The 21,418-nt window shown below is 31.5% G+C and carries 23 protein-coding genes; 19 read left to right on the forward strand and 4 right to left on the reverse strand.

Going from position 1 to position 21,418, the window contains the following annotated elements; translation table 11 throughout:
- Positions 1-13 precede the first annotated feature (13 nt).
- From D6200_RS08675 to D6200_RS08695, 5 genes are all read left to right on the forward strand, one after another.
- On the forward strand, positions 14-700 hold the full coding sequence (locus D6200_RS08675; RefSeq protein ID WP_073184252.1) for an RluA family pseudouridine synthase: 687 nt from the start codon (positions 14-16) through the stop codon (positions 698-700).
- Between the two features lie 29 nt (positions 701-729).
- Positions 730-1,761: an alkane 1-monooxygenase gene (locus D6200_RS08680; RefSeq protein ID WP_047790356.1), complete on the forward strand. Its 1,032-nt coding sequence runs from the start codon at positions 730-732 to the stop codon at positions 1,759-1,761.
- Positions 1,762-1,764: 3 nt separating this feature from the next.
- Positions 1,765-3,138: an aldehyde dehydrogenase gene (locus tag D6200_RS08685; protein WP_073184250.1), complete on the forward strand. Its 1,374-nt coding sequence runs from the start codon at positions 1,765-1,767 to the stop codon at positions 3,136-3,138.
- 46 nt (positions 3,139-3,184) lie between these two features.
- A complete protein-coding gene (locus D6200_RS08690; protein ID WP_073184248.1) occupies positions 3,185-3,919 on the forward strand; it encodes a nitroreductase family protein in 735 nt (244 codons plus the stop codon).
- Positions 3,920-4,330: 411 nt separating this feature from the next.
- Positions 4,331-4,576 carry a hypothetical protein gene (locus tag D6200_RS08695; RefSeq protein ID WP_073184246.1) on the forward strand — a complete coding sequence of 82 codons (246 nt, stop codon included), beginning with the start codon at positions 4,331-4,333 and terminating at the stop codon, positions 4,574-4,576.
- Positions 4,577-4,670: 94 nt separating this feature from the next.
- On the opposite strand, the gene D6200_RS08700 is transcribed toward D6200_RS08695, so the two are convergent.
- A complete protein-coding gene (locus tag D6200_RS08700; RefSeq protein ID WP_073184244.1) occupies positions 4,671-7,052 on the reverse strand; it encodes a penicillin acylase family protein in 2,382 nt (793 codons plus the stop codon).
- A gap of 253 nt (positions 7,053-7,305) precedes the next feature.
- On the opposite strand from D6200_RS08700, the gene D6200_RS08705 reads away from it, so the two are divergent.
- From D6200_RS08705 to D6200_RS08730, 6 genes are all read left to right on the forward strand, one after another.
- The gene (locus D6200_RS08705) at positions 7,306-7,614 is read left to right on the forward strand and encodes a hypothetical protein (protein ID WP_073184241.1); all 309 of its coding nucleotides are present in this window, start codon (positions 7,306-7,308) and stop codon (positions 7,612-7,614) included.
- A gap of 62 nt (positions 7,615-7,676) precedes the next feature.
- A complete protein-coding gene (locus D6200_RS08710; protein WP_073184239.1) occupies positions 7,677-7,985 on the forward strand; it encodes a hypothetical protein in 309 nt (102 codons plus the stop codon).
- Positions 7,986-8,047: 62 nt separating this feature from the next.
- Positions 8,048-8,356 (forward strand): hypothetical protein, encoded by a 309-nt coding sequence (locus tag D6200_RS08715; RefSeq protein WP_073184239.1) that lies wholly within the window; start codon positions 8,048-8,050, stop codon positions 8,354-8,356.
- A 62-nt stretch (positions 8,357-8,418) separates the two neighbouring features.
- Positions 8,419-8,727, forward strand: coding sequence for a hypothetical protein (locus tag D6200_RS08720; protein WP_073184239.1), 309 nt, complete (start codon positions 8,419-8,421; stop codon positions 8,725-8,727).
- 62 nt (positions 8,728-8,789) lie between these two features.
- Positions 8,790-9,110 (forward strand): hypothetical protein, encoded by a 321-nt coding sequence (locus tag D6200_RS08725; protein WP_047790858.1) that lies wholly within the window; start codon positions 8,790-8,792, stop codon positions 9,108-9,110.
- A 110-nt stretch (positions 9,111-9,220) separates the two neighbouring features.
- Positions 9,221-10,552 carry a sigma-54-dependent transcriptional regulator gene (locus tag D6200_RS08730; RefSeq protein ID WP_073184237.1) on the forward strand — a complete coding sequence of 444 codons (1,332 nt, stop codon included), beginning with the start codon at positions 9,221-9,223 and terminating at the stop codon, positions 10,550-10,552.
- On the opposite strand, the gene D6200_RS08735 is transcribed toward D6200_RS08730, so the two are convergent.
- A complete protein-coding gene (locus D6200_RS08735) occupies positions 10,545-12,977 on the reverse strand; it encodes an ATP-binding protein (protein WP_073184235.1) in 2,433 nt (810 codons plus the stop codon). The genes D6200_RS08730 and D6200_RS08735 overlap by 8 nt on opposite strands.
- Positions 12,978-13,133: 156 nt before the next feature.
- On the opposite strand from D6200_RS08735, the gene D6200_RS08740 reads away from it, so the two are divergent.
- From D6200_RS08740 to D6200_RS08750, 3 genes are all read left to right on the forward strand, one after another.
- Positions 13,134-14,261 (forward strand): DegT/DnrJ/EryC1/StrS family aminotransferase, encoded by a 1,128-nt coding sequence (locus D6200_RS08740; protein WP_073184233.1) that lies wholly within the window; start codon positions 13,134-13,136, stop codon positions 14,259-14,261.
- Positions 14,262-14,277: 16 nt separating this feature from the next.
- A complete protein-coding gene (locus tag D6200_RS08745) occupies positions 14,278-14,679 on the forward strand; it encodes a hypothetical protein (protein WP_073184231.1) in 402 nt (133 codons plus the stop codon).
- A 270-nt stretch (positions 14,680-14,949) separates the two neighbouring features.
- The gene (locus D6200_RS08750) at positions 14,950-15,144 is read left to right on the forward strand and encodes a hypothetical protein (RefSeq protein WP_073184218.1); all 195 of its coding nucleotides are present in this window, start codon (positions 14,950-14,952) and stop codon (positions 15,142-15,144) included.
- A 73-nt stretch (positions 15,145-15,217) separates the two neighbouring features.
- Here D6200_RS08750 and fabD read toward each other — a convergent pair whose 3' ends face one another.
- Positions 15,218-16,102 (reverse strand): ACP S-malonyltransferase, encoded by an 885-nt coding sequence (gene fabD / locus D6200_RS08755; RefSeq protein ID WP_073184424.1) that lies wholly within the window; start codon positions 16,100-16,102, stop codon positions 15,218-15,220.
- 65 nt (positions 16,103-16,167) lie between these two features.
- Between fabD and D6200_RS08760 the strand changes: the two genes are divergently transcribed.
- Genes D6200_RS08760 through D6200_RS08780 form a run of 5 tightly spaced genes read left to right on the forward strand, consistent with a single transcriptional unit; the run spans position 16,168 to position 20,485 of the window.
- Positions 16,168-16,857, forward strand: coding sequence for a queuosine precursor transporter (locus D6200_RS08760; protein WP_073184216.1), 690 nt, complete (start codon positions 16,168-16,170; stop codon positions 16,855-16,857).
- 14 nt (positions 16,858-16,871) lie between these two features.
- Positions 16,872-18,137 carry a mechanosensitive ion channel family protein gene (locus D6200_RS08765; protein ID WP_073184214.1) on the forward strand — a complete coding sequence of 422 codons (1,266 nt, stop codon included), beginning with the start codon at positions 16,872-16,874 and terminating at the stop codon, positions 18,135-18,137.
- Positions 18,130-19,197 (forward strand): ABC transporter permease, encoded by a 1,068-nt coding sequence (locus D6200_RS08770; RefSeq protein WP_073184212.1) that lies wholly within the window; start codon positions 18,130-18,132, stop codon positions 19,195-19,197. The genes D6200_RS08765 and D6200_RS08770 overlap by 8 nt, the downstream gene beginning before the upstream one ends.
- Before the next feature lie 34 nt (positions 19,198-19,231).
- A complete protein-coding gene (locus D6200_RS08775) occupies positions 19,232-19,675 on the forward strand; it encodes an acyl-CoA thioesterase (protein WP_047790796.1) in 444 nt (147 codons plus the stop codon).
- Positions 19,676-20,485 carry a DNA/RNA non-specific endonuclease gene (locus D6200_RS08780; protein WP_073184210.1) on the forward strand — a complete coding sequence of 270 codons (810 nt, stop codon included), beginning with the start codon at positions 19,676-19,678 and terminating at the stop codon, positions 20,483-20,485. It abuts the gene before it with no gap.
- A 15-nt stretch (positions 20,486-20,500) separates the two neighbouring features.
- Here the strand turns inward: D6200_RS08780 and D6200_RS08785 are convergent, their stop codons facing one another.
- Positions 20,501-21,418 (reverse strand): PorP/SprF family type IX secretion system membrane protein, encoded by a 918-nt coding sequence (locus tag D6200_RS08785; protein ID WP_073184208.1) that lies wholly within the window; start codon positions 21,416-21,418, stop codon positions 20,501-20,503.

The raw sequence follows: 21,418 nt of genomic DNA on the forward strand, positions 1-21,418 counted from the left end.
GGAAGTATTAATAATGCACTCTACAAAAGAAAACTTACAAGTTTTACATGAAGACAATCACATTATAGTGATTAATAAGCGGGCTGGTGATATAGTGCAAGGTGACAAAACAGGCGACAAACCACTTTTAGATGTTGTTAAAGAATACATTAAAGATAAATACAACAAACCTGGAAACGTATTTTTAGGAACCGTTCACAGGCTAGATCGCCCTACTACAGGTATCGTTATCTACGCACGTACTTCAAAAGCCTTAGAACGACTAAATAAAATGTTACGTGACAAAACCATTAAAAAAACATACTGGGCAGTGGTTCAACAGCAACCTAAAAAAGCAACCGATACCTTAACAAATTACTTAAAAAAGAATCCAAAAAATAACAAATCGACCGCTTACACTAAAGAGGTTAACGGAAGTAAAAAAGCTATACTTCACTACAAAACGCTTAAAAAACTAGATAATTATTCATTATTAGAGGTCGACTTGGAAACTGGACGTCACCATCAAATTCGCGTACAGCTTTCTAACATTGGCTCTACTATAAAAGGAGATTTAAAATACGGTGCTAAAAGAAGCAACAAAGACGGAAGTATTCATTTACATGCTCGAAAAATTCAATTTACACACCCTGTTAGCAAAGAACCTATTAAGGTTACCGCTCCAACTCCTTCTGACCCCGTTTGGGATGCTTGTTTGTAATTTGTATATTTAGACAAATTTCACCCAAGATGAAAGCTCTTAAATTTTTAACGATTTTAACACTCCCTATCACTGTTTACATTTCGTTTACAAATATGGGATGGTTAACACTTTTACCTTTACTTGTTTTCTTCGGCTTAGTTCCTCTTCTCGAATTACTTTTTAAACCTGATAAAAATAATTTCAATAAAGAACAAGAAGCGCAAGAAAAAGAAAATAGACTCTACACCTATATTCTATACGCAATGGTACCTATTCAATTAGTTTTCCTAGTGTGGTTTTTATGGATAATGAAAGACACACAATTAACTATCTTAGAATATATAGGAAAAATCTCAGCTATGGGCTTGCTATGTGGCGTTATTGGTATTAATGTTGGGCATGAGTTAGGACATAGAAACAACCGTTTTGATGAGCTTTTAGGAGAAATTTTACTACTAACTTCATTAGACACCCACTTTCTACCCTACCATAATGCAGGACATCATTTTAATGTAGCCACTCCAAAAGACGCCGCAACTGCAAGAAGAAATGAAATTGTTTACCTGTTTTGGATTCGTTCTCATTTTCAAAGCTATTATCAAGCTTGGGAAGTGGAAAATACACGTTTAAAAAATTCAGAAAGAAGCTGGTTTCACTTACAAAATAGAATGCTCATTTACACACTCTGTAACATTCTTTTATTAGCTGGTATTTTCTTTTTATTCGGATTAAAAGCATTACTAGCTTTTATCACCGCTGCTGTTTTTGGAATTTTATTACTTGAAACTGTAAACTATATAGAACATTATGGACTACTACGTAAACAGAATGAAAAAGGTCGTTATGAGCGTGTAAAAAGAACGCATTCATGGAATTCTGATCACAGAATTGGTATGTTAATGTTGTTTAATTTATCCCGTCACTCCGACCATCACTATAACGGAAGCAAACATTATCAGCTCTTAAAATCATTACCAGAAAGCCCACAAATGCCAACAGGATACCCGGGTATGATGCTGGTAGCCTTGGTTCCTCCATTATGGTTTTCAATAATGAATAAAAAAATACAAGACTTATAGCTTATGAATATTCCCGAATTAGTTCAGTCGCAAAAAAACTATTTTGCTACTCAACAAACCAAAGATATTTCTTTTAGAAAAAGTACCTTAAAAAGATTACAAAAAGAACTTGTTGCAAGAGAAAAAGACATCATAAAAGCACTACATGATGACTTTAAAAAACCAGAATACGAAGCAGTAATGACCGAAACTTCTATTGTTTCGGCTGAATTAAAAATGGCCATAAAAAATATACACTCTTGGAGTAAACCTCAACGTGTATTACCGTCGTTACTAAATTTTCCGTCCTCTGCAAAAATTTATAAAGAACCTTACGGAACTGTACTTATCATTGCTCCTTGGAATTACCCGTATCAACTAGCATTCGCACCATTATTAGGTGCTATTGCAGCAGGTAACACTGTAGTATTGAAACCTTCGGAACTGACACCGCATACAAGTAAAATTACCAAAGAAATTATTGAAGCTGTATTTGATAAAAACCATGTAGCTGTGGTTGAAGGTGGTATCGATGTTTCTACAGAATTGCTAGCGCAACGTTGGGATTATATTTTCTTTACAGGCAGTGTTCCTGTTGGTAAAATTGTCGCCAAAGCAGCTGCTAATAATTTAACTCCTGTTACCCTAGAACTTGGAGGAAAAAGTCCATGTATTGTTGACGAAACTGCCAATATTAAATTGACTGCAAAACGTTTGGTTTGGGGAAAATTCATTAACGGTGGGCAAACTTGTATTGCTCCTGATTATTTATTGATACACAAATCAGTAAAAGAGCAATTTATACAACAATTTAAAGATGAAATTTTTAGAACTTACGGAAAAAACCCTCAAAACTCTCCAGATTTTCCACGTATTGTTAACACTCGTAATTTTGATCGTTTAGCTTTGATGCTAGAAAATGAAAAGTGTGTGATTGGCGGACAAACTGATAGAGACGATCGCTACATTGCTCCTACATTAATTGACGAACCTGATTTAGATAGTGAAGTCATGAAAGGTGAGATTTTCGGACCTATTTTCCCGCTAATCTCTTACGAAAATGAAGCTGACATTGAAAAAATCACTACTAAATACGACAAACCTCTGGCTTTATATGTGTTTACCAATAGAAATTCATTTACTAAAAAAATGATTCAACGTTATTCATTTGGAGGTGGAACCATAAACGATACCACTGTACATTTTGCTAATCATAGGTTACCTTTTGGTGGCGTTGGTGAAAGCGGTATAGGCAGTTACCATGGAAAAAAAACTTTTGATACGTTTTCTCATCATAAAGGAGTGGTTTCTCGCGGAACTTGGTTAGATGTTCCTACTCGATATGCTCCATACAAAGGAAAATTAAAGCAATTAAAAACCTTAATGAAACTAGGATAAATTAGATAAAAGACAAATAGACACAAGAATCAAGACACCTATATAAATGAGTGAAAAAACCGTATCCGAAGCAGTTAAATACCGTCGTTCAGTAAGAGTATATGACCCTAAAAAACCGATAGACACTGCTGTTGTAAAAAAATGTTTAGAGCAAGCTATTTTAGCTCCTACCAGTAGCAACATGCAACTGTGGGAGTTTTATCATATCACTGATAAAGAAATTATAAAAAAAATGGCTCCATTATGCTTTAATCAAAATGCAGCTAAAACTGCTCAGCAACTAGTGGTTTTTGTGACTCGTAAAGATTTGTGGCGTAAAAGATCCAAAGCTAACTTAGCTTTTATGGATGAAGTTTTTGGTAAAAACAATCCGAAATCAGAACAACGAAGTAGAGAAAAAGTAGCGCGTAACTACTACGGAAAATTAATTCCGTTTACCTACTTTGACATCTTCGGAATTGTTGGTTATCTTAAATACTTAATGATTCTTTTTGTTGGACTTTTCCGACCTATTTACCGTGAAGTTCGTAATAGTGATATGCGCATTGTAGCTCACAAAACTTGCGGATTGGCAGCACAAACATTCATGCTCTCTATGGCTGCTGAAGGTTACGACACCTGCCCTATGGAAGGCTCTGATACTTGGCGTGTAAAACGTTTGCTAGAACTACCTTTTGGTGCAGAAATTAATATGATTGTTTCTTGTGGTATTCGTAAACCAGAAGGTGTATATGGAGAACGTTTTAGAATTCCTTTTGAGGAGGTTTATAAAGAGGTTTAACCCAGAAATAAACCAATTTCTCATTATTTTATGAGTGTTATAACAAATTTTAATATCCTCTTCTATTAAATCAACCACCTTCAAGAAGAAATTAGCTTAACGATTTATTACGAAAAAATTAAAAAGCTATACGTTTTTAGCTTAATAACTTTTCAAAAACAAAGTTTTAAATCTTACCTGTTACAGAAAGTAATTTTTATTATATTAGTTTCCTATTAAATTCAAAAAAAATTAAAAAGCTGTAAAAATTGACTATAACTAACTATGATATTTCTTTGTTCCCAAGATAATTAATTCTAATTAAAAGTTAGTTCGTTTATTTTTTCACATCTATTGAAATAAAAAACAGACATAGACCTTGAGTGTCTTTAAATGTTCAAGGAATATATAAAAATTTAAATTATTTTGAAAATGAAAAAATCAATTTTAACCTTAGGTAAAGTTTTAAACAAAGCTGATCAAAAACAAATAAAAGGAGGATTAACTTACCCACGCCACTATGATGAATATTGTGACAATCTAAATGAAACTCAATATGACCCTTCTTGCGGCTGTTCTTTTAATAGTCAATGCGCCAATATGGCTGTACCTGCCAGTGATGGTTACGGATATGTTTTAAGATCAGGAACATGCTCTAATGGAACATGTGTTGCTTAACAAGATTCTTATATTATAAAAAAGGAAAAGAGGCTTAAGCCTCTTTTCCTTTTTTATAATAATATTTTCTTATTTTCTAATCTACACTTACTCTTTACTTCGGTAAAAACACCAACTTATTTGCGCTCTTCTTTATAGCTGTCTCATTAAGGCTCATTTTTACAAACTCACCATCTACATATTTTTGTGCTTGGTCTTTGTAATATGGACTAAACACATTTCCTGATTGTCCTGTAGGTAAAATCGCAATGCTATTCTCTACATCAGAAAAATCAATGACTCTACGTGTTGAAGGTCCTCCATGGATTTTATATACCCCTGTACTATCCAATTTAAAAATCTGGTTGTTAATCACCTCATTTCCTCCAATAGTTTCAAACGGACCTACATTGAAAAACTTACGCAACAAACCTCCCGCTTTACCAATAGCGTGTTCGTATTCCACTGAAATTACGCGATTCCACGTCCAATTATCTACATTCTCTCCTAATTGATTTTGTAAAAATGTGATGGATTTTTGAAAAGCTATGGTAATTATTTCATTTCTAGTTTCAACTTTATTTATTGTTAAAATATTATCCCACCAAACCGATTGCTCTCTTTTAGCTTGTTGTGCTAATACTTGATCTTGTAATTGCGTATCAATAAACAACTGAAAGCTATCTCCTAACTCATCTTTATAAGTAGCAGTTAAAAATTCATACAAAAATCGATTATAAATAGTCGGAGCTACGTTGGTTTTTAAATACTCTCCATCCCACTTTTCTAACACTGAATATGCTTTTTTAGCTGAAGGAGATAGTGACGACTTATCTACACTTGCTAACAATTCTCTCCCAATTTCTGGAACTACAGGTGAGGTTACATCATAAATCATTTCAGCTACATCCTCTTTCGTAAAATCGTTTTTAGATTCTAATAACTGAACAATTCGTTTTGCTCTATCTTCTGGTTGGTAATATCCCGGATATAACTTACCTCTCACAGAATCAGGTTGATTATTTGCTGAATACACATAATTCCAACTAGGATTTTCCGCTTGCGGATTATCTTTAAAATCTAAATATTCTACAATTTCATCCTTACCAGAAGCTCCGTTTAAGTACGTTTTAGAAGACAAACTATCTCTTAATTGATATAATTTAGCCGATGCAAACCAACCTACATTCCCTTTCTTATCTCCATACATTACATTTAATCCTGGTGCATGAATTTTGGCGGTTCCTGTTTTAAAGTCTTGTAACGAATTTGCATGCGACATTTTATGTGATGCTTCTAATAATTGATTAGGCAGTTGCGTATAAATCCAGTTCATTGCAATTGGTCTTTCATCTGTTACATGCTCTATTAATCCGTTCATAATCGGGCCATGTTTACTAACTTTCACTTGATATGTAGTATCTTTTCCTCCTTTAACCTTTATACGTTTGTCCCATAACTCATATTTCTGGTATCCATTAGGTGTTTTGTACTCCATTGAATTTTCTGGATTGTTTTCTTCTATATAAAAGTTCAAATCGTCATTTGCTAACATTGTTAATCCGTAAGCATACTCTTTATTGTGTCCTAACAACGGAAATGGCATCAAAGCCAGATTAAATCCGTAGATTTCAAAGTCTGGAGTTTTTATATGATTTTGATACCAAACAGATGGTTGAGAAAATGCGATATGTGGATCGTTCGCTAAAATTACCTTACCGTTTTTGGCTTTAGGTGGTGCAATTACCCAAGAGTTACTTCCTATAAAAGGTGCAACTGGCAACTGATCTACAATCTTGCTTACCGCTATAGACATCTCTGCTTTAATTGTACCTTTATTAGTTGTCTTATTCAGTGTTAAATTTTTATCGAAAGAATTCAACAACTCATTTACATAAGACTCACCTAACTTTTCTTTTACTTCAGTTAACAACGGATCAGTTTTATGGGCAATTGCAAAACTAAATGCCATATAACCAAAAACATTATACACATCTTTAATTGTATAATTTTCTTTATCCAATCCTACTAAATAAAATTCTAAGGGCGTTGCTCCTTCTTCTATGAACTGATTAACCCCATTTAAATATGCTTCCGTTAATTTATACGTTTCTGAATTTTTATCTAATTCTTGAATTGTTTTTTCAGCAGCTTCTTCAATTCCTAATCCAGAGAAAAATTTATCGACTCTTACCAAATCTTTTCCAAAAACTTCTGCTAATCTTCCAGCTGAAATTCTTCTGATAAGCTCCATTTGCCACAATCTATCTTGTGCATGTACATATCCTAAAGCAGTATAAGCATCTAGTTGATTTTGCGCGTTGATATGCGGTACTCCAACCTCATCATAATACACTGTAACTTTATCTGAAATTGAGTTAAGTTCTAACTCTCCTTTATAAGTTGGATGCAGAGTTTTTGTAAATAGCCAAATTCCAACACTTAATAACACTAAAAGTAGTAAAACAATTTTTAAAGACTTTTTTAATAACTTCATTAGGGATGATTTTCTTCAAAGATAACAGATTTATTTATTGTTCCTCTTTTTGGGTAAATAGTGTAATTTTTACACACTTCTACTCTTTACTTATACACTTTTTACACATAAAGCTATTATCTGCCCAAACCTAAAAAAACAATATACTATTAAAAATCAACACGTTAAAGTTTTTAAAGGTTTAATTAAAGTCGATGGCATATTTATTTCTATACAATAAACAAATATGTAAATAACTTAAAAACTTAATATCATGAAAAATTTAATTTTAGCAGTAGCGATTTTAGCAGGAGCTTCAACTTATGCAACAGTAAATAATACTCTTACACCTATTACTCCAACTCATACAGTTGTAAAGAACGGATTTCAAGAAATATCTTTAGATAAGTTACCTTCAGCTGTAGTGAATGCTGTAAAAGAGAGTTTCCCTAAAGGTACACTAGGAAAAGCTTTTGTAAACAGTAAAGAACAATACAAGTTAGAAATTTCTTTAGAAAATGGCAACAAAACCGTTTTCGCCGACAAAGACGGAAACTGGTTAGACGCTAAAGAGGTAAAGTAAACACATAAATTTCCCTTGTAGTATTACAACAATTAATAATTATAACTTAAAAACTTAATATCATGAAAAAATTAATCTTAGCAGTAGCAATTTTAACAGGTGTTTCAACTTATGCAACAGTAAATAACACTCTTACACCTATTACTCCAATTCATACAGTTGTAGAGAACGGATTTCAAGAAATATCTTTAGATAAATTACCTTCAGCTGTAGTGAATGCTGTAAAAGAGAGTTTTCCTAAAGGTACACTAGGAAAAGCTTTTGTAAACAGTAAAGAACAATACAAGTTAGAAATTTCTTTAGAAAATGGCAACAAAACCGTTTTCGCCGACAAAGACGGAAACTGGTTAGACGCTAAAGAGGTAAAGTAAACACATAAATTTCCCTTGTAGTATTACAACAATTAATAATTATAACTTAAAAACTTAATATCATGAAAAAATTAATCTTAGCAGTAGCAATTTTAACAGGTGTTTCAACTTATGCAACAGTAAATAACACTCTTACACCTATTACTCCAATTCATACAGTTGTAGAGAACGGATTTCAAGAAATATCTTTAGATAAATTACCTTCAGCTGTAGTGAATGCTGTAAAAGAGAGTTTTCCTAAAGGTACACTAGGAAAAGCTTTTGTAAACAGTAAAGAACAATACAAGTTAGAAATTTCTTTAGAAAATGGCAACAAAACCGTTTTCGCCGACAAAGACGGAAACTGGTTAGACGCTAAAGAGGTAAAGTAAACACATAAATTTCCCTTGTAGTATTACAACAATTAATAATTATAACTTAAAAACTTAATATCATGAAAAAATTAATCTTAGCAGTAGCAATTTTAACAGGTGTTTCAACTTATGCAACAGTAAATAACACTCTTACACCTATTACTCCAATTCATACAGTTGTAGAGAACGGATTTCAAGAAATATCTTTAGATAAATTACCTTCAGCTGTAGTGAATGCTGTAAAAGAGAGTTTTCCTAAAGGTACACTAGGAAAAGCTTTTGTAAACAGTAAAGAACAATACAAGTTAGAAATTTCTTTAGAAAATGGTAACAAAACCGTTTTCGCCGACAAAGACGGAAACTGGTTAGACGCTAAAGAAGTAAAGTAAACACATAAATTTCCCTTGTAGTATTACAACAATTAATAATTATAACTTAAAAACTTAATATCATGAAAAAATTAATCTTAGCAGTAGCAATTTTAACAGGTGTTTCAACTTACGCAACAGTAAACAACACTCTTACACCTATTACTCCAATTCACACAGTTGTGGCTGATGGATTCCAAGAAATATCTTTAGATAAATTACCAGCAGCGTTGGTTAATTCTATTAAAGAAAGTTTCCCTAAGGCTACCTTAAGTAAAGCTTTTATTAATGAAAAAGAGCAGTACAAACTAGAGGTTAGTGAAGGAAGCACCAAGAAGACTATTTACATTGATAAAGAAGGTAATTTGTTAAATGAAAAAGAAGTAAACAATACTAAAAAGTAATTTTTTTATTTCCCTCCTCAATTTTATTAGCAAAAGAGCGTTTTCATATAAAACGCTCTTTTTATTTTTACAGAGAATTTTTATCTGAACAATTTAGAGCAACCTTTTTTATGAAAAATATCTTATTGGTAGAAGACGATGTTACATTTTCTAACATGTTAAAACATTTTTTAGAACGACACAAATATGTTGTCGAGGTTAGTTATACAATTAAAAATGCCTCTACTCTATTGAAAGAAAATTCATATAATTTGATTTTTACTGATTTACGCCTTCCTGACGGTAATGGTATTGATTTATTAAAGCAAAGTAAAAACACTGATAGCGACATCCCTGTTGTTTTAATGACGAGTTATGCTGAAGTATCAACAGCCGTTCAAGCTATGAAACAAGGTGCTTTTGATTATATTTCTAAACCTTTTAATCCTGATGAAGTTTTAGAAGTAATTAATAATGCTCTGGAAGTTAAAACCGAACAAATTACTGAACCTAAAAAAGAAGATAAAAAAGTTTCTAATTCTCATATCGTTACCGGTATAAGCGCAGCTTCTAAAAGCCTTTATGAACACATCCATTTAGTAGCTCCAACTGACATGTCTGTTCTTATTACAGGTGAAAGTGGCACAGGTAAAGAAGTTGTAGCTAGTACAATTCATACTCAAAGCTTACGTAAAGATAAGCCTTTTATTGCCGTGGATTGCGGAGCTATACCTAAAGAGATTGCCTCAAGTGAATTTTTTGGACATCAAAAAGGATCATTTACAGGAGCTATAAATGATAAAATAGGGCATTTTGAAGCAGCGAATGGAGGTACTCTTTTTTTAGATGAAGTTGGAAATTTAAATTACGAAAGTCAGGTACAACTTTTACGTGCTTTACAAGAAAGAAAGATTAAACCTGTGGGAAGCAGTAAGGAAATTATGGTAGATATTCGTTTAATTACTGCCACTAATGAAGATTTATTATCAGCTGTTGAAAATGGTAATTTTAGAGAAGATTTATACCATCGTTTAAATGAGTTTTCTATTAAAGTCCCTAATCTAAATGATAGAAAAGACGATTTAATTCTTTATGCCGATTTCTTTTTAGAAAAAGCCAACAAACAACTCAATAAATCAATCGTTGGCTTTTCTCATGAAGTACTAACTTTATTTCAACAATATAACTGGCCAGGGAACTTACGAGAGTTATCTAATGTTATCAAAAGAGCTACACTTTTATCTCAGACAGAAATTATAGAAAAAGAAGTGTTGCCTGAAGAATTAAAAAACACTGAAGATCAATACAGCATCCCTAATGAATTTTCTACCAAGGAAAATGAAAAAAAACTTATTATTAGGGCTTTACATGAGGCTAAAAACAACAAAACTAAAGCTGCAAAGCTTTTAAATATTACTAGAAAGACTTTGTATAATAAACTGAAAGAGCATAATATTAGTTAAGATACTTTTTTATTTCTACTAAAAAGATTTCTAATTCTTTTTCAAAATCTTTCCATGAGGTTTTATTTATCTCTTTACTAACCTCAAATTCTTCTAAAAAAGTTATTAACCTAGTAGCTTTTAATTGCCTAAACATTCCCAACATTTTATGACTAACGTCATTAACCCCCTTCGCATCATTGTTATCAATCAACTCTTTTAATAGCAATAAGTTATCTTCGGTATCTTTTAAAAAAGATTTTAATATTTTCTTTATCTCTACTTCGTCATTATTCAAAAATGTTTTCAAGGAAGTAATATCAAAGCTATTTGTTGTTATTTCGTTGTCAATCTTACTAATAACCACATCTTTTTCCTGGGCTTTGAAATCAAAAAATCGCTGTAAAATTTCTTCCAATTTTTTAGCGTGAAATGGTTTTATTATGGCATCTGAAAAACCATTTTTAACATATTCATTCTCCGATAAATTTGCTCTCCCTGTCATTGCTATAATGGGCTGACCTTTGTAAGATTTGTGTTTTTTTAAGGTTTCCATAAAATGAATACCATTCATTTTAGGAAGTTGTATATCTGTAAGCACTAAATCATAGATAATATTATCTATTCTACTTAGTGCCTCTTGCGCATTACTAAAAGAAGTTACCACTATTCCTAATTCTTCTAAAACATTTTTCAAAAGTATTCTCAAAGAAGCATCATCCTCAACTATTATAGCATTAATATTAAGGCTTTTATTTTGTGAACTTATCTCTTTTATATTTAATTTTTCTTCAGCAAAAGTAATAGGCACGAACAACGAAAATATACTGCCTTTTCCTAAACTACTTTGTAAAGTTAAAGATCCTCCCAAAAGTTCTGCTAGTCTTCTAGAAATGGTCAAACCTAACCCAAATCCATTTTGCCTATTCTCTTTTTCATGTGCTTGCGTAAATTCTTTAAAAACTTTTTCTTGTTCATCTTTTCCAATTCCAACTCCAGTATCAATCACTCTAATCTCTATATATTTTTTTTCTTTTACGCTTCTTAACTTACTTTTTATTGTTATTGAACCTTCTTTTGTAAACTTACATGCGTTAGTTACTAAATTATATAGTATTTGTTTTATTCTAAAAGGATCACTAACAATTAATGAATTTATATTTTCATCATGATTTACATTTATTGAAATTGGTTTATTTTGAACAAGGCTTTTAGCGCTATTAGCTACTTCCTCTATATTTCTTTTTAAATCAAAAGGAATAGTTTCAATAGTTATTTTACTATTCTCTAATTTAGAAAACTCTAAAAGATCGCCGACAAGCTGTCCCATGTAAACCGATGCATTTTGTATATGCACCACATAATTTTTCTCTTTAGTACTAGTAATTGATTTTTGTAATAACTCGCTAAAACCGGTAATTGTGCTTAAAGGAGTTCTTAAATCATGACTTACCATAGATATTAACTGCTCTCTACTTTTTAAAAGTGACGAGGTTACTGCATTTGCACTTTCCAGTTCTTGCCTGTAATGCTGACTTCTCCAAAAATCATTTAAAATTATTATTGAAAAAAGTATAATTATTACAAAACCTACTCCAGCTGCTAATAGAATTATGTTTCTACTACGTTCTAACGTTTCTTCATGTTTTTTATGAGCTATGTTAGCATTAACAATAACATCTTTTTCTAGTACATTTAAAACCTCTCGTAATTTTCTTGAAATTATAATATCATTTTCAATTAATTCTCTCTCTTTTATTCTCAAAAATCTACGTTTAATAACTGTTTCTCTCTGCGCTTTTTGAAGTATTTCTTTAGATGCAGAAACTAATGAGTCAATTTTCTTTTGTTCTTCAACATTAACAGGCTTCTCTTCTCCTTCTTCTTCATTATCAAACAGGCGTAAATACTTTTCTAAACTTAATCCTGTTTTCTTATTAAAAACATCTGGATTATCTACAAGATCTTTTACTGAACCTTTGCCTAATAAAGAATCTATAGACCCTAGCTTGTCTATAGCCTCATCTATTGATTTTTCCGAAGCATTCCTTTGGTTTAACCTTCTTAAACTTGTTATGTTTTTTCGTTTTTTATTTAAAACCAGCTTAACACTGTCTAAAATAAATGTTTTAGATACGTCTTTTGCTATGAAGTTAAGTGAGTCAATTTTTTTCAACAATAATTTATTCTCGGTAACATATTCATTATATCGTTTATAAGAATTTAACTGAATGGCGGCTCTCCCTAAATTTTCATTTTCATATATATCAGCAATTAACCCTCCTGTTTGTATAATATTATTCCTATCAGAAACTCCTTGTTTTTGTATCTCTATGTATGTTTTTATTTCAGAAAACAACAAGATTCCTGAAATAACCGCTAAAACCGCTAGGGTAGCATAACCCACTAAAACCTTAAAAGCTATTTTACGTTTAGATTCTTTCATTAATTAATAATCTTTGGTAAAAATAACGATACTTCGTCTTTCTTGTTTTAAATATATCTATTAAATTTTGAATTATTAATAGATATTATTTTGCCTAAAGACCTCGTAACAATCAAAGATAGTTTGTATTTTTGATGTTTATAAAATCATGTCAAAATGAGAAAAATTCAAATGGTTGACTTACAAAGTCAATATCAAAAAATTAAAGATACGGTTGATGCTTCTATTCAAGAAGTTTTAAATTCTTCAGCATATATTAACGGACCTTATGTTCGTGATTTTCAAGTTGATTTAGAGAGTTATTTAGGCGTTAAACATGTAATTCCGTGTGCTAACGGTACTGATGCGTTACAAATAGCTATGATGGGCTTAGGTTTAGAGCCAGGTGACGAGGTGATTACAGCTGATTTTACATTTGCTGCAACTGTTGAGGTTATAGGTTTATTAAAATTAACTCCTGTTTTAGTTGATGTTGAACCTGATACTTTTAATATTGACATTGAAGCTCTAAAAAAGGTAATTACCCCTAAAACAAAAGCTATTGTTCCTGTTCATTTATTCGGACAATGTGCTAATATGGAAGCTATTTTAGAAATTGCTAAAGAACATAACTTATTAGTAATAGAAGATAATGCTCAAGCTATTGGAGCAGATTATACTTTTTCTAACGGAATTAAGAAAAAAGCTGGAACTATTGGAAATGTGGGAACAACATCTTTCTTCCCTTCTAAAAACTTAGGTTGCTATGGTGATGGTGGAGCTATTTTTACCAATGATGATGAATTAGCACATACACTTCGCGGAATGGTTAATCACGGAATGTACAAACGCTACTACCATGATGTAGTTGGAGTAAACTCTCGTTTAGATTCTATTCAAGCGGCTGTATTAAAAGCTAAGTTACCTTTATTAGATAGCTATTGTGATGCCCGCAGAAAAGCTGCTGAATATTATTCAAACGCATTTACTAACAACCCAAATATTATCACACCAACTATTAGCGATTTTACAACGCATGTTTTCCATCAGTATACATTGAGAATTACTAACGGAAAACGTAATGAGTTACACCAACATTTATTAGATAACGGAATTCCAAATGCTATTTATTATCCTGTTCCGTTACATGCTCAAAAAGCATATCAAGATGATAGATATAATGAAGATGACTTCACTGTTACCAATCAATTAATAGATGAAGTTATTTCATTGCCAATGCATACAGAATTAGATGAAGAGCAGCTAGCGTTTATTACTAAAACTGTGAATGATTTTATTCAATAACTTGGATTGAAATCTTATGAATCAAAAAATTAAAACTTTAAAAATTATTCACCTTGCCTTAATTGCTGGAATTACTCTTGCTTTTACATTTTTAGGTAATTTCAAGACCATGTTTGACATGGTGATTGATGACTCATCTTTGTTCTATGCATTTATTCCTGCAATAGCTTATGTTGCTAGTAACTTCATCTTTAAAAACATGTTGAGAAACATTCAAAAAGATGCTAGTAATGAAGAGAAACTTGCTATTTATCAGTCTGCTTCTATAGCTAGATGGGCTATTATTGAAGGTGCTTGTTTTTTGATTTTAATTTTAAAACCTGATTTTTTATTGTTAGGAGTAATCTTATTAATTTATTTAATTCTTTTAGCTCCAAAAAAAGCACAAATATCCCAAACCTTAGATATCAGAAGCTAAGATTTCTTATATAAAAAGACAAAAAATCACTCATTTTTGGTTGTTTTTAATCATTTTTGAGTGATTTTTTATTCATTTTAGCAAAAAACAGCTTTTTACACCTCTAATTTGTAAATTGTTTCTACTTCCTATTATCATATTCTTAAAATAATACACTCTAAATTTAACAACACATATTTATTAGTTGATTTTTAATGTTTTAACGATTATTAATTGACATCACGCTTTAAGCTTATTAGCTTTGTACTCTAATTAAATGATACTAGAATAATGAAATTGATTAAAATTAAAAGAGAAACACGTTTGGAAAAACGATTTTCAAGAAAAATGGGTAAACTTCATACTAATGTTACCTACATTAAAAAAATGTTTTTAAATATTATACCTCTGGAAACGGTACACAAATACAGAGAAACCTATTATGGTGAAGTTAAAGATTGTGAAGATTGTGTTTTAGCTAGATAACAATTTTCTTTTTCAAAAAACAAAAATCCCGTTCCAAAAGAACGGGATTTTCTATACTATCTGTTTTTACTATTTATGCTAAAGAAGCACCACTAGCAGCTACACTTCTATCAATTTTACGCATTAATCCCTGTAATACTTTACCAGGACCAACTTCAACAAACTCAGTACCACCATCAGCTATCATTGCCTGCACACATTGTGTCCATCTTACTGGCGCTGTTAATTGCGCTATTAAGTTTTCTTTAATTTCAGCAGGGTTAGTTACTGCTTTCGCTACCACATTTTGGTATACTGGACACATAGGTTCGTTAAATGTAGTTTCTTCAATAGCTGCAGCTAACTCCTCACGAGCTGGTTCCATCATTGGTGAATGAAATGCTCCTCCTACAGGTAAAAGTAATGCCCTTTTAGCGCCTTTTTCTTTTAATACTTCACAAGCTTTTTCAACAGCTTCAATTTCTCCAGAGATTACTAATTGTCCTGGACAATTATAGTTTGCTGCTACCACAACTCCATCAATCGAAGCACAAACTTCTTCAACTACAACATCTTCTAATCCTAACACAGCTGCCATAGTAGATGGTTGAATTTCACATGCTTTTTGCATTGCTAAAGCACGCTTAGAAACTAATTTTAATCCATCTTCAAAAGACAATACACCATTAGCTACTAACGCTGATAATTCTCCTAAAGAGTGACCAGCAACCATTTCTGGTTTAAAATCGTCTCCTAAAACCTTAGCTAAAATTACTGAGTGTAAAAAAATAGCTGGTTGTGTTACTTTGGTTTGTTTTAATTCTTCAGCACTACCTTCAAACATTACGTCAGTAATACTAAAACCTAATATATTATTTGCTTTTTCAAAAAGTTCTTGAGCTAATGGAGAGTTTTCATATAAGTCTAACCCCATTCCTGTAAATTGTGCTCCTTGACCTGGAAAAATATACGCTTTCATTTGTTTGTTTTGTTGTTTATTTAACCTTGCAAACATACAACTTTTAAAATTACTATCTTCGTTTTATGACTGTACAACAAAAATCTCAAGCACAACTTATTTACCTAGTTTTAGCTTCGTTATTTATAGCCTCTCTTGTAACTTCAAACCTTATTTTTCAGAAGTTTTTTTATTGGGACCCCTTTAATTTATTTCGTTTTGAAGTATCTGTTGGAATACTTCCATATCCTATTACTTTTTTAATTACAGATATTCTTTCTGAAATTTATGGTAAGAAAAAGGCCAACAGAGTTGTTGTAGCAGGAATTTTTGCTTCCTTTTTTTCTATGTTAATTATTTTAGTAGCTGATTATGCTCCTGCAATTAATAACTCTCCCATTGGCGACGAAACTTTTACCAAAGTTTTTGGGCTTTCTCCTTTTGCTGTACTAGCTTCTATGCTAGCTTACTTAGCTGCTCAGTTTATAGACATTCGAATTTTTCATTTTTGGAAAAAATTAACTAAAGGAAAACATTTATGGCTTCGCAATAATTTTTCTACCTTTTTGTCACAATTTATAGATACTTTTACCGTATTATTTTTATTGAGTTCTTTTAAAATACTTCCTTGGAGTATTTTTGGTAGCCTTTTACTTAGCGGTTTTTTATTTAAAGTCATTATAGCAGCTCTTGACACTCCTGTTTTGTATGTTGTTATATATTGGTTTAGAAAAAAATTTGACTTACAAATAGGTGAAGAAATCAGCAAATTTTAAACGAATATTACTTTATGTTAAACAAGTTTTTTTATAAAATTTTTAAAGAACAGCTTTCACTTTCAGAAACATTAGCTACATACCTAAATTTATTTGCAAATCTTATTGTGTTTGGAATTTTAGGTTATATCTTATTCAAAGTTTTTAGATACGTTGGAAAAAGAACAGTTAATAAAATGGCAGCAAAAACATCAACTAGTTTTGATGATATGCTTATTAAAAACAAAACCTTTTTAAACCTTTCAAGAATTGTTATTCTTACTATTGTTTTTAATTTTTTAAAAGATATTTTAGTCGATTTCCCTAACCTGTTTACCTACGCTGAACGTATTGCTACTATTGCCATTATTTTTGCTATTATTTGGTTTATACGTAGTATTCTACTAAGTGTTAAAGATTTTCTTCGTACCACAAATGCTTTCAAAGACAAACCCTTAGAGAGCTATGTGCAAATTTTCATGGTAATCATGTGGCTTATTGCTGCTATATCATCTTTTTCTGTATTAACTGGAAAACCTTTAATTAGATTCTTAACTGCATTAGGTGCTTTTTCAGCAGTATTATTATTAATTTTTAAGGATACCATTCTTGGTTTTGTATCAAGCATTCAAGTAGCAGTAAATGATACTGTTAGAATTGGAGATTGGATTACCATGGAAAAATATGGCGCTGATGGTGATGTAGTTGAAATTAACCTTACCTCTGTAATTATTAGAAATTTTGATAATACAATATCTAGCATTCCTACGTATTATTTAACATCCGATTCTTTTAAGAACTGGAGAACAATGAATACTTCAGGTGGTAGACGTATAAAACGATCAATTTTAATTAAAATAAATAGCATTCACTTTCTTACCGATGAAGATATTGAGCGCTTTAAAAAGATTGAGTTAATTTCTGACTATATTGAAAAAAGTAGCAAGGAAGTAAAAAAATACAACGAAGAAAACAATATTGACAAATCTGTAATATTAAACGGTAGAAACTTAACCAATTTTGGGTCTTTTAGAATTTACTTGGATAAATACATTGAAAATCATCCAAAAATAAATCAAGATATGTTGTTAATGTCTCGTCAGTTAGAGCCAACTCCTAACGGAATTCCACTAGAAATTTATGCCTTTAGTAGAGAAAAAAATTGGGTAGATTACGAACGTGTTATGGCGAACATTTTTGATCATATTTTAGCTTCTGTAAAATATTTTGATTTGGAAGTTTTTCAAAATCCATCAAGTATTGATATCAATAACTTGAAAGAAATACAAAAGAGTGAATAATAATACAGGTACATCTTTATGGCAAATAGCCATCCAAAAATTTAAACGTAGTAAAACAGGTATGTTTAGTTTTGGGTATATTATTTTATGTGGATTTATTGCTGTTTTTTGCTATGTTTTAGCTCCAGACAACAGCAACTCTGCTAATCAAATGCATTTAGAAATTCACTCGAAACCTCCTGGTTTTTCTGTGCAACTATTAAGCATTCCTTCAGAAGTAAAAAATCAACAATCGTGGTTTTCTGTTTTTATGATGGGAAAACAACATTCAGCAACAGAAATACCTATAAAATCATTTTCTGTTAAAAACAATCAATTAGAGATTATTAAATATTCCGATGGTTTACCCAAAGAACTTCCTGTTTCCTATAAACAATACATTCAACAAAAAACATTTTATTTAGGAACTGATAAATATGGTCGTGATTTATTAAGCAGGTTGTTGATTGGTGCTAGAATTTCATTTTTTATTGGATTTATAGCTGTGTTTATTTCGCTTTTAATAGGAATTCCTATTGGCGCTATTGCTGGCTATTTTGGTGGAAAAATTGATGATTTTATTATGTGGGTTATCAATATCACTTGGTCCATTCCAACACTTTTATTAGTAATCGCTATTACTTTGGCTTTGGGTAAAGGTTTTTGGCAAGTTTTTATTGCAGTGGGTTTAACTATGTGGGTAGAGGTTGCTCGTGTAGTTCGGGGTCAAGTAATCACTACTAAACAGCAGCAATATGTGGAAGCTGCCAAAGCTTTAGGTTTTTCTGATTTTAGAATTATTTTCAAACATATTTTACCTAATATTTTAGCTCCTATAATTGTAATTTCCGCCGCAAATTTTGCAGCTGCTATTTTAATTGAAAGCGGACTGAGTTTTTTAGGTATTGGAGCCCAACCTCCTACTCCCTCTTGGGGTGCTATGATTAAAAATCATTATAATTATATCATTTTGGGCAAACCATTTTTAGCATTGATTCCAGGATTAGCAATTATGAGTTTAGTAATGGCATTTATGTTAATTGGAAATACACTTCGTGATGCTTTAGATGTGAAAGCTTAAAATTTGTAAATTCGCTTTCTTAAATTTTTTTGATATGAGTTTTAGTGTTGAGTTTAAAACAAGATGGGCAGATTTTGATGCCAACATACACATGCGCCATACCGCATACAATGATTACGCTGCTGAATTACGTTTACGTTTTTTTAAAGAGCATAATGTAACTGTTCAAGATTTTACTAAGGAAAAAGTTGGTCCTATTTTATTTGAAGAAAACACCAAGTTTTTACGTGAAATACACATGGGAGAAGACATAACTGTAAACTTAAAAGTTACTGGTTTATCCGGAAAAGGTGAACGTTGGAAAATTCAACATGAAGTTTTTAATCAAGCAGGTAAACTTTCTGCAATTATCACTGTTTATGGTGCTTGGTTAGACTTGGTTAAGCGTAAATTAACAGTACCTCCTGTTAAATTTCAAGAGATTTTTAACGAAGTTGAAAAAACTGAAGACTTTAAAGAAATCGTTTTAAGTAATTAAATGAGTACTTCAAGGAAAATAAAGGTTGTTATTACCATTGTTGCTTTACTTGTAGGTTATTGGTTACAACAAAAAGAAGAAGCTAAGAACTTTTCTGAACCTACAACAGAAACAGCCAGTAATAAAACTAATAACTTCAATTACTTTCCTACCTCAACAACTGGAGTCATTATAAAACATAATGGCTACCAGTTATCATATAGCGAAAAACACGAGCAAGCTGAATGGGTTGCTTATCCTTTAGATAAAAGTGATATTGCTTATACCAATCGTAAGCGTCCATTTTTTATTGTAGACCCCAAGGTGAAGACAAAATCTGCAGATTGGAGGAATTATAAAAGATCTGGTTATGACAAAGGACATTTATGTCCTGCTGGTGATAGACGTGCCTCTAAAAGTGCTCATGATGAAACTTTTTACACTTCAAACATTTCTCCTCAAAACCATGAGTTTAATGCTGGTATTTGGAATAAACTAGAGCAAAAAACTCGTTATTGGGCTAAAAAATATAATCACTTGTATGTTGTTACTGGTGGTGTTTTAGAACCTAATTTGAAAACTATAGGAAAGGAAAAAGTAAGTGTTCCTAATTATTTTTATAAGGTTTTACTAGATTATACTCAACCTGAAATTAAAGCCATTGCCTTTTTACTTCCCCATAAGGAAAGTAATAAACCTCTATCTGACTTTGTAGTTTCTATCGATGAATTAGAACAAAAGACAGGTATTGATTTCTTCCCTGAATTACCTGATACTATTGAAAACCAACTAGAGGCTTCTGCTAATTATAAAAATTGGAGCTTTAGGTAATTCCAACATTCCTTTTTAATACCTGCGCTTTTTCTCAAAAACATACGAAAGGATAACCCCATGACTGTTTCCTAACACAGAATCACTAAATGCTGCATTGTAGAAGTACACAAACTTTAAGTTTTTTAGAGCATAAATACCTGCTAAAAAATTAATTGAGGAACTACTTCTATAGCCCGTACCGATTTCAAATTTGTTTTTATAGTTAACAGCAACATTTGCGTCAATCTGCATAGGTGCTCCCCCTTCATATTTCAAAAAAACACTAGGTTTAATCATTACTTCCTCAAATCGATTGGTAAAAAAACGATATCCGAAATAACCATAAACAGGATTTGATATATCTAAATCATCTCTTGATGCTAATTTATCTCCTAAAAGATTTGGCAGTGAAACTCCTGCATAAAAATCTGCATGATTGTATAAAAATCCAATACCTACAGTTGGTACCGTTACATTCATGTTTTCTGAAAACTCTATATCATCAGTAATTCCTAGCTCTAACAGATTTTCATGAAACTGTTGAACTCCTGCTGTTAGTCCAAACGATATTACATGTTCGTTATAATGTTGCCAATAAGGTCTATCAATCTCCGTATCAAAAAATATTTTATATGAATATGAAGCATACGCATTTGTATAAGTACTTACCCCTATTTTATCTCGTACAATAGCCCCACCTATCCCCATTTTTTTTCTTGCAATCGGAGTATGAAAGCTTAATGACAATGTTCTGGGGCTTCCTTCAATACTATTTATATAGCCATAATTACTAAGTGTAATTTCTGCTCCATCAGACATTCCCGTATAGGCAGAGTTTATAATAAACGGATTATAATTATACTCTGGATACAAAGCTGTTTGTTGTCCCCAATTATTTTGAAGTACCATCATAAAAATAAACAGTAAAATATAGTTCCTTATCTCTTTCAT

It is taken from the genome of Tenacibaculum mesophilum (assembly GCF_003867075.1).
GTDB lineage: Bacteria > Bacteroidota > Bacteroidia > Flavobacteriales > Flavobacteriaceae > Polaribacter > Polaribacter mesophilus.